Below are 6,627 nucleotides of genomic sequence, written 5' to 3' on the forward strand. Positions count from 1 at the left end.
TTAACTCCCGTCATGCTCATTTTCTTTATAAGCACTTGAGGTATTTTTTAGCGATTGAGCAACCTTACCGAGGCCAAGAATTGCTTGTTTGGTCTGCTGAGCGGCAGAGCTAAATAAACTGGTAACCTTATTTATCTCTTTAATGCTGACATCCACTTGCTCTATTGCGACAGTTTCTTCGCGCACTGCAGACACAATTTGTAAGGAGGCTAATGAACTTTCTTCAATCACATCGCCTAATGATTGAATAATGTCCCCAGTCAATTTCAGTTGATGAATATTTTCTTGTACGCTTTTATTACCATCTTCTGTCGCCATAACAGCCCGCTCAGCCGTTTGCCGAATATCTTGTAGAATTTTTTGCACACGTTCTGTGGATAATTGTGATTTTTCTGCCAGCTCTTTAACCTCTCCTGCAACGACGGCAAATCCCTTGCCAGACTCACCAGCCTTGGCAGCCTCAATCGATGCATTCAATGCCAACATTTTTGATTGCTTGGCAATATCAGCAACGGCTTCAGTGATCTCGGAAATTTGTTGTGTTTTATCATTCAAACTCAGGATGGTTGTTGAAATTTGTTCCATTTTTTCTTGTAACATCTTCATCAAGTCACTCATCAGCTCAATTGCAGAGCGTCCTTTGTCACTTTCTTCATTGGTTCGTGATGCCGACTCCCCTAGTTGTTTTGCTTTTTCTAACGTTTGTTGTGCCGTGGCTTTTATTTCTTCAATCGTTGTACTAATTTCATTGACTGAAGTGGCCTGCTGGGAAGCACTATCTGCTTGCGATACTGCAGTAGCCTCAAGTTGATTAATACCCGTTGAAATTTCATTGCTGTCGGCAATGATTTGTGCCCCAATCTCCTTAAGCCGGTTTGTTAACTTCATTAGCGCTACATCTTGCTGTTTTCGGTCTGTGATATCAGTAGCCACTTTAATAATTTTTACTGGCTTCCCATTTGCATCAAAAATTGGATTGTACGTTGATAGAAGCCATATTTCTTTTCCTCCTTTCGCTAAACGTTTATATTCAGCCTGATCATATTCTCCACGATTCAGTTTTTTCCAGAACTCGATGTATTCCGAACTTAATTTATACTCACGATCAACAAATATGCTATGATGTTTACCTACAATTTCATCCAGGGTATAGCCCATAACATCCAAAAATTTCTCATTGGCAGTAATAATAGTTCCATCCATATCAAATTCGATAATTGCCTGGGATTTGGCTATGGCATGCAAAGTTGCCCGTATTTCTTGATTTAATTGCTTTTGATGTCGTTCTCGTCTAAACCACCAATAAATAGTCAGAGCAGTAAACAGGAGACTAATAGGTAATAAAATGCTTTGTATCCATGTTAAAAGAGATAAATTACTGAGAAGTTCGGCAAACGTATCGTTTCGTTGCGTAATAAAAGCCAGTGATAGAAGCATACTAAGATAGCAAACCACAATCAGACTAATAAATCCAAAGATGTATTTCTTCTTGAATTCATTGGAAAGTGCTGCTTGTTCCTTTTTATCCATTTTTCATCCTGAAAATTTATCTATTCTATCTGAATAGTTCCCAATAATTTAAATATAGCTTCAATATTAAGTAATGCTATATCAGCTTGATAAATGCCAAGAATAGACGACGATTGTTGTTCAGATTCTCCTGCCGATAAATGATCCAGGGTAATCGATTCATCGTATTCAACCTGGCCAATAATCGTGCCTATCCTAAATGCATAATGATACTGCCTGTCCTGGAGTAGGATAAAATTAGAAACTGTCTCCGTTTCTTTACAATTTAGAAGAACGTCCAGGTTCACCACAGGCCAAATTTCGGCATTATGGTAAAGTAATCCAGAGCATAAAGGATTAACTCCAGGAATAACAATTGTTTTTTGTGCCGAAACCACTTTATCAATAGCAGTATAGGGTATCGCATATTTTTGCTCTGCACCTACATAGAACACTAAGATGGCAGCATCTGAAGTGCTAGAAACATCCATTTTTTTCTTAGCTATCAATTTAGCACGTGCTGCTAATACTTGTTTTGCTTTGCTACTCTCTAAATGTTTATTAGTCATTTTCTATACCTTGGTAATAGGAAATACTTAATTTTACTGCTTGAGTGAATTGCGCTGCAGTAGCACTACTAAATAACATGGAAGTTTCTTTATTCATTTTTTTTGCCTCTTTTGCTGCGTGTAAAAGTAATTCCAACCCTCGCTTTCTTTCCTGATTTTGTAAGTAATAAAGCCCTAAATAATAAGCCGCTTCTGGGAAGTCAGGTTTTATGGAAAGTGCCTTATTTAAAGAAATTTCCGCTGCATCATTTTGTTTCATGTCCAACTCCACAAGGCCTTTCAGGAAAAAAGCAGTTGCATCACAAGGATCGAGTTTGATTGCTTTAGTGAGGAAGACGATTGCCATGGTATTTTCACCCAAACCCAATAAAGCCTCTCCTTTACAGCGATATAAAAGCCCGGTAACACCAAATTTTTCGATATAGGTATGAATATTTTTTAATGCAGTTAGATAATCTTTACCATCTAAAGAAGTACGTATCTCATGGATTCTAGTTGCGCGTTCTTTTTGATTTTCTGAATAGCTAAGGTCAGAACGTTCTTCTTTCTTATTGACTATAATATCTTGTTTTTTAGTCGTTTCTTTTTTTAGCATACAGAGATTATCTACTATCTGCACAGAAAATTTATGGCTACAACAAACAAAATAATCAGCAGGACTTAGAAATAAAACTCCCCCATCAACCAGATTTTCATAAAAAAAATCCAATGCTTTGGTAGCAACGTCCTTATCTAAATAAATAAATACATTGCGGCAAAAAATGGCATCAAATTTTTCGTTCATCGGCTCCATTTTTGCAATATTTCCATAAGCAAATTTAACCATATCCCGAATATTTTTATTTAAAAAATAAGTGGAATCATGCTTTGTAAAATAGTTAGAGAGTGTTAAATTATCAATTGCCCGCATACTGGCTTTGTTAAAAATACCTTTTTTTGCCTTTTCCAATCCGTAATAATTAATATCAGTGCCAATAAGATTAATATTCCACTGTTTAATATCAGCTATTAATTGATGAAGACAGATAGCAATAGAGTAAACCTCTTCCCCATAAGAGCACCCTGCGCTCCAAATATTAAATTGATAATTAACTTGCTTCGTCTTTATTTTAATCAATTGTGGAAATAATTTATTTTTAAGAAAAGCAAAGAGCGATGAATCGCGAAAAAAATAACTCTCTGGAACCGTGATAGCTGCGATTGTTTCTTCAACTGCCGATTTATGGTTGGCATTTAAAGCTAGCAAGAACTCTGTTTCTGTCATCTCAAGCGTTGTCATCACGTTGGCTATGCGATGCATGACGGATTCAATTTGATGATCAAGGATATTAATACCATAATGACTAACTGCCCAGGCTTTGAGACTCTCTATCACATTAGTCATGGATTTCCTCAAGACTGAAGTGATGAGTTTTGAACAATTTTTCTAAGTCCAAAATCCACGCTGACCATTTTTCTTTTTCTATCAAACCAGTAATATAAGGTTTCGCTTCATTCACTGGCGGTTTTTGTATCATTTCTTCACGAACATTAATAACCTCAACCACTTCTGATGCCAATAAACCAATTAAGCCGATTGATAAAGTGCAGATGAGCATGGGCGTATTTAAGTCATACTCCGGCATGGAATCATTAATGAGCTCAGAAAGATGGTAAACAGGTACGGCTTGGCCATGGAAGTTAAGAATACCTGCTAAAGCAGAGGCATGGTGTGGAATTAACTCTAATTTAGCTACAGGAAGAACAGTATGCACATGCTGCAACAAGATTAAAATACAATAATTGTTTAATCTAATTTTTAGATGGTTAGTATTCCTTACCATTGTATCCATACCTCAGTTATAGTATTTAATCTATTAATCCTCTATTCAATAATAGCATCAAATTACTTTTATCATTCGTGCGCATTTTCTTAATAAATTCTATAATTAAAACATTCCGTTTGCGGATAATAATCTGGAGAGATTAAATGAAGATTTCACGTAACATGCTTAAGAAAGCCGTGGAAGCCAATATCATTGATTCCAGGCAAGCGGATGATTTAATTGAATTTATTAAAAAGCAACCTGAAGAATCATCCTCATTTAATTTGACCAATGTTCTCTATTACTTTGGTGGTTTTATCGCAATAGGTGCCATGTCTATTTTTATGAACTTGGGTTGGGAAGCATTCGGCGGATGGGGGATTTTTTATCTTTCTCTCGCTTATGCTTGTATTGGTCTTTGGTTAACCCATCAGTTTGCAAAACATGGCTATATTATTCCCGCTGGAATATGCGCTACTTTTGTAATCGCTATAACCCCATTGGCAATCTATGGCTTCCAGTTAGCCATGGGATGGTGGCCTGATGAGACTCCTTATCAACAATATCATCGTATTGCTCAATGGAACTGGATTTTTATGGAGTTGGGAACCTTAGTTGTTGGAATTATTTTAGCCTGGATTTACCGCTATCCGTTCATGATTATGCCTATAGCAATAACGCTGTGGTACATATCAATGGATATTACTGAGATGCTTGCAGGTCAATATGCAACTTTTCAACTCAGTGCCATGATATCCATGTATTTCGGCCTGGTGATGCTTTTATTGGCATTTTGGGTTGACATTCGCTCAAGAAATACGCTGGATTATGCTTTTTGGCTATATCTTTTTGGGGTGCTTGCTTTTTGGGGCGGATTAACTTGTCAACACTCAGACAGCGAATTGTCAAAGTTTTTCTATATGTGCATTAATCTTGTCATGATTGGTATAGGCGTTACTCTAATGAGAAAAGTATTTGTTATTTTTGGAGCGATTGGTTGTGCAATTTATTTAGGTTATCTTGCCTCGCAAGTCTTTAAAGACAGTTTATTATTCCCCATCGCCCTTGCCTGTATTGGCTTAATCATTATTTATCTAGGTACTTTATGGCAAAAAAATGAGGCAGCGGTTACACTAAAGGCTCAATCTATATTGCCCTTACAATTGAGGGAATTACTGCAAGCTCGCAGCAATGACTAAGATGATTCTACAATAAATGAGAACCTTCCAAAGAAGATAATGAAAATTATCTTGGTGCGTCATAACGCATTTTCAGTCCTTTTGAAAAAACAATCTGCCATAATTGAAGCATTCTTGTATTAAAACCACCCGCACAACTGAGTAAATAATAATTCCACATTCTAAAAAACTTTTCGTCATAATTACTTTTTAGGTAATTCCACGATGCATTAAAGTTCTGGTGCCATGCCAGCAATGTTTTGTAATAATCCATTCCGAAATTCTGCCAATCCTCCATAATTAACAGTTTTTCAGCAGACTTACCCAGCTGAGCAATGGAAGGAATCATACCATTTGGGAAAATGTATTTTGAAATCCACGGCATAGCTTGCGTTGTACTTTCGTTGCCACCAATGGTGTGCAATAAAAATAAGCCGTCTTCTGCCAAACAACGATCAACCACTTGCATGTATTTTCGATAGTTTAAATAACCAACGTGCTCAAACATTCCTAGTGATACAATGCGATCGAATTTTTCATTTACATCACGGTAATCTTGAAGTCGAATTTCAACTGGCAAATTTTGGCAATGTTCTTGGGCGAACTCATACTGTTTTTTGGAAATCGTGATACCCACCACTTCGACGTCATAATTTTCGGCAGCATATTTTGCCAACGCTCCCCACCCGCAACCAATGTCTAACAAACGCATACCAGGTTGCAGCAACAATTTTTTACAACTTAAATCCAATTTAGCCAGCTGCGCCTCTTCTAAAGTGGTTGCCTCCTTCCAATAACCACAAGTGTAATTCATTCTGCTATCTAGCATAGCCTCAAACAGGTCATTGCCCAAATCATAATGACGTCGTCCTACCTGGAAAGCACGTCTTTTTGATTGGAAATTAAAAATTTTGGACATTAAAAGTTGCAGTGTAAGAGAAGGGCTTATTTTTACATTATCTTGGATATTCGCATTAACAATGCGCTCGATTAACATATCAATACGCTCGCAATCCCACCATCCTTCCATATAAGATTCGCCCAGTCCCAAATCAGCATCACGCAAGACTCGCGAATAGAATTTATCATTATAAATTTGCACATCCCAAAGTGCATTACCATTTATGGTAATTCCTGCTAAAGCCAAAAGGTTGGTAACAAAAGATCTTGCGGCGTGTATATTTCTGTACATTTGACGAACCTAGCATTAAATCCATTTAATAGAATTCATACATTAACTGATCTATTCATTGTCTCGCAATGATATTTCATGCCTTTATATAAATAATTATACATCACGGTGATAGACATAAAAAAAGACCTAATAGCTAAAACCAGGAGCAAAATTAACCCTGCCGGGTAACCCGGCAAGGCCTTAACTCCACGATTAAGGGTTAGTAGTTGTACCTGTATTATCGGGAGTTGTTGTAGTGGTGGTACCTGTATCTGTACCGTTAGTATTAGTTGTGTTTGTTGTATTGGTAGGAGTATCTGTTGTAGTACTGGTTCCTGTAGCAGGAGGTGTAACTACAGTTGTACTTGGCGCAGCCGGTGTTGTGGCGGGCG

The 6,627-nt window shown here is 37.2% G+C and carries 6 protein-coding genes; 1 reads left to right on the plus strand and 5 read right to left on the minus strand.

Annotated elements, in window-relative coordinates; genetic code table 11:
- The 4 genes from Ljam_RS03880 to Ljam_RS03895 are packed head-to-tail and all read right to left on the minus strand — an operon-like array spanning window position 1 to window position 3,901.
- On the minus strand, window positions 1–1,530 hold the full coding sequence (locus Ljam_RS03880; RefSeq protein ID WP_058448814.1) for a methyl-accepting chemotaxis protein: 1,530 nt from the start codon (window positions 1,528–1,530) through the stop codon (window positions 1–3).
- Between the two features lie 20 nt (window positions 1,531–1,550).
- The gene (locus Ljam_RS03885) at window positions 1,551–2,078 is read right to left on the minus strand and encodes a chemotaxis protein CheW (protein WP_058448815.1); all 528 of its coding nucleotides are present in this window, start codon (window positions 2,076–2,078) and stop codon (window positions 1,551–1,553) included.
- A complete protein-coding gene (locus tag Ljam_RS03890; RefSeq protein ID WP_058448816.1) occupies window positions 2,071–3,462 on the minus strand; it encodes a CheR family methyltransferase in 1,392 nt (463 codons plus the stop codon). Before Ljam_RS03890 ends, Ljam_RS03885 begins: the two co-directional genes overlap by 8 nt.
- On the minus strand, window positions 3,455–3,901 hold the full coding sequence (locus tag Ljam_RS03895) for a chemotaxis protein CheW (protein WP_058448817.1): 447 nt from the start codon (window positions 3,899–3,901) through the stop codon (window positions 3,455–3,457). Before Ljam_RS03895 ends, Ljam_RS03890 begins: the two co-directional genes overlap by 8 nt.
- Window positions 3,902–4,047: 146 nt before the next feature.
- Between Ljam_RS03895 and Ljam_RS03900 the strand changes: the two genes are divergently transcribed.
- A complete protein-coding gene (locus Ljam_RS03900) occupies window positions 4,048–5,082 on the plus strand; it encodes a hypothetical protein (protein WP_058448818.1) in 1,035 nt (344 codons plus the stop codon).
- Between the two features lie 46 nt (window positions 5,083–5,128).
- Here Ljam_RS03900 and cfa read toward each other — a convergent pair whose 3' ends face one another.
- Window positions 5,129–6,253, minus strand: coding sequence for a cyclopropane fatty acyl phospholipid synthase (gene cfa / locus Ljam_RS03905; RefSeq protein WP_058448819.1), 1,125 nt, complete (start codon window positions 6,251–6,253; stop codon window positions 5,129–5,131).
- Between the last annotated feature and the right edge of the window lie 374 nt (window positions 6,254–6,627).

It is taken from the genome of Legionella jamestowniensis (assembly GCF_001467745.1).
Lineage (GTDB): Bacteria > Pseudomonadota > Gammaproteobacteria > Legionellales > Legionellaceae > Tatlockia > Tatlockia jamestowniensis.

Excerpts from the sequence above, each read along its gene's own strand:
- cfa (WP_058448819.1), bottom strand. The coding sequence starts at position 6,253 with ATGTACAGAAATATACACGCCGCAAGATCTTTTGTTACCAACCTTTTG.
- Ljam_RS03900 (WP_058448818.1), top strand. The coding sequence starts at position 4,048 with ATGAAGATTTCACGTAACATGCTTAAGAAAGCCGTGGAAGCCAATATC.
- Ljam_RS03890 (WP_058448816.1), bottom strand. The coding sequence starts at position 3,462 with ATGACTAATGTGATAGAGAGTCTCAAAGCCTGGGCAGTTAGTCATTAT.
- Ljam_RS03885 (WP_058448815.1), bottom strand. The coding sequence starts at position 2,078 with ATGACTAATAAACATTTAGAGAGTAGCAAAGCAAAACAAGTATTAGCA.
- Ljam_RS03895 (WP_058448817.1), bottom strand. The coding sequence starts at position 3,901 with ATGGTAAGGAATACTAACCATCTAAAAATTAGATTAAACAATTATTGT.
- Ljam_RS03880 (WP_058448814.1), bottom strand. The coding sequence starts at position 1,530 with ATGGATAAAAAGGAACAAGCAGCACTTTCCAATGAATTCAAGAAGAAA.